Source organism: Nocardia sp. NPDC002869 (genome assembly GCF_046764065.1).
GTDB classification, from domain to species: Bacteria; Actinomycetota; Actinomycetes; order Mycobacteriales; family Mycobacteriaceae; genus Nocardia; species Nocardia rhamnosiphila.
The window spans coordinates 1-2,120 of the sequence record NZ_JBKOOL010000318.1 but is presented as its reverse complement, the minus strand read 5'-3'; the positions used below and the strand labels follow the sequence as shown (position 1 = coordinate 2,120).

The window sequence follows — 2,120 nt, the reverse complement described above, 5'->3', positions numbered from 1 at the left end:
CGCCGTTTCGGCCTCGAGACTCGAGCCTTCGGCTCATGCGCTTTCGAGGCCGAAACGGCGAGACGGGCCTCAACCCTTGGAGGTGTCTCGTAAAACTCGACGCATGCGGGTTGCGTCGGCGTTCGATGATCGGATCGGAGGCCGACTCGGTCGAATCGGAGGCCGACTCGACCACTGGTCGGCGTGGCATCCGACTACCTTCACGAATAGCGGCGCCCGCTCGGTGCCGAGTCTTGCGAGGCCCTGAAAGGGTCGAGGCCCGTCCCGCCCCTTGGCCGAAGGTGCTCAAAGGTCGCGCTCTATGGGCGGTCCACCGCACGTCGCATGCGCGAAGCGCGAGTCTCGAGGCCTGGACGGCGGGACCGAGGGGGCCTCGACCCCGCGGCGCCGCAGGCGCCGCAAATAAACACTGCTAACATGGTGCTTGCAATTGCTAGCACCCCGATCTATCGTTGTAACTACAACGCCAGAAGGTGAGTGATGGCCGACGGTCCCGAGGTTTTCGCCCAGCGCACCGACGATCCGGCAGCGTCTGCCGGCGCCGGCGACAAGGCAGCCCGCGTGGTCAACGCGGCGCAGGACATCGGAGGATTCATCAGGGCGCAGCGTGAAGCCGCGCAGGTTTCGTTGCGTCAGCTCGCCCAGCTGGCGGGGGTGAGCAACCCGTATCTCAGCCAGATCGAGCGCGGATTGCGTAACCCCTCCGCCGAAGTGCTGACGCAGATCGCCAAGGCCCTGCGGGTTTCTTCGGAGGTGTTGTATGTGCGCGCCGGCTACCTCGAGCAGCGGCCGCACAGTCCCGTCCGGGACGCCGTGCTCGCCGATTCCGCGATCAGTGAGCGGCAGAAACAGGTGCTCCTGGATATATATGAATCGTTCCGCCGGGAGAACGGGCCGGAGGAAGCGATTCCCCGGGACAGTGTTGTTCCACAACCGACAACCGATGCTCCACGCCAGGAGAACGATAAATGACCGAGAAGTACACCACTGCCAAACCACTGTTCGCCACCGTCGGCGCCACGGACGCGGTATACGCCGCGGTTGTGGACGCGGTGACCCAGGTGCGTGAGCGCGCGACAGATGTCAACGGCCGGGTCCGGGTCGAAGAGGCCCGTGAGCGCTTCGCCGGGTTGCCTGCCGATGTGCAGACCCAGTTCGAGCAGATCCGTGCCCGGTTGTCCGAGTTGCCCTCGGAGCTGCCGGAGGACCTGGCCGAGCTGCGCGAGAAATTCACCACCGAGGAACTGCGCAAACTCGCCGAGCAGTACTACCGCCAGGTGGTCGACCTCTACGCGGACCTGGCGGTGCGCGGTGAGGAAACCGTCGAGCGGCTGCGCGCCAACCATCTGGTCGAGGAGCAGGTCGGCCGGGTGGAGACCCTGTACAAGGACGCCAGCGTCCGGGCCGAGGAGGTGCTCGGCCGGGTCAACGGGCTGATCGGTCGCGCCCGGACCGAATCGGAGCCGGCCACCGCGCCGACCACGGCGCCGGCCGCCGAGTCGGCTGCCCCCGCCGCGCCGGCGGTGCTCGACGCCGAGGTGTTCGAGGTCGCCCCGGAAATCGCGCCCGAGCCCGTGCCCGAGGTAGCCCCCGAGCCCGCGCCCGCCCCGCCGGTGAAGAAGGCGCCCGCCGCGAAGAAGGCTCCGGCCGCGAAGAAGCCCGCCCCCGTCAAGAAGGCCGCGCCGAAGAAGCTCTGACCTGGCAATCCAGGTGAAGCGCCCCCGTGCACATGCAGTGCGCGGGGGCGCTGCTCTTATCATGGTGGGGTGGACAAGGTGTATGGCTTGACCGGGTTGATCATGGTCGCGCTGTGGCTGCTGGCGACAAGCGCGGCTGTTTTCGCGCTCGTGCACGCCGTGCGCCAGCGCTCCGACGCATTCACCGCGGTCGACAAACTGACCAAGCCCATCTGGCTGGGCATCCTCGGTGTGGCGATCCTGCTGATGCTGGTGAGCTGGCCCGGCCTGGGACTATTGGCATTCATCGCCATCATCGCGACCGGTATCTACCTGGCCGATGTGCGGCCGAAGGTGGACGAGGTCCAGCGCGGCCCGCGCTGGTAAGAGCTGTGTTTATTGGCGGCGCCTTCGGCGCCGCGGGGTCGAGGCCCCCTCGGTCCC

General features: G+C 67.4%; 3 protein-coding genes. All 3 read left to right on the top strand.

Annotated elements, in window-relative coordinates; all coding sequences use genetic code 11:
• Window positions 1-480: 480 nt before the first annotated feature.
• The 3 genes from ACLML9_RS28580 to ACLML9_RS28570 all read left to right on the top strand — a co-directional run bounded on the left by ACLML9_RS28580 (window position 481) and on the right by ACLML9_RS28570 (window position 2,063).
• Window positions 481-972, top strand: coding sequence for a helix-turn-helix domain-containing protein (locus tag ACLML9_RS28580; protein WP_411948404.1), 492 nt, complete (start codon window positions 481-483; stop codon window positions 970-972).
• Window positions 969-1,697 (top strand): heparin-binding hemagglutinin, encoded by a 729-nt coding sequence (locus ACLML9_RS28575; RefSeq protein ID WP_411948403.1) that lies wholly within the window; start codon window positions 969-971, stop codon window positions 1,695-1,697. The genes ACLML9_RS28580 and ACLML9_RS28575 overlap by 4 nt, the downstream gene beginning before the upstream one ends.
• 69 nt (window positions 1,698-1,766) lie before the next feature.
• Window positions 1,767-2,063: a DUF2516 family protein gene (locus tag ACLML9_RS28570; protein WP_081877365.1), complete on the top strand. Its 297-nt coding sequence runs from the start codon at window positions 1,767-1,769 to the stop codon at window positions 2,061-2,063.
• Window positions 2,064-2,120 lie beyond the last annotated feature (57 nt).

Excerpts from the sequence above, each read along its gene's own strand:
- ACLML9_RS28575 (WP_411948403.1), top strand. The coding sequence starts at position 969 with ATGACCGAGAAGTACACCACTGCCAAACCACTGTTCGCCACCGTCGGC.
- ACLML9_RS28580 (WP_411948404.1), top strand. The coding sequence starts at position 481 with ATGGCCGACGGTCCCGAGGTTTTCGCCCAGCGCACCGACGATCCGGCA.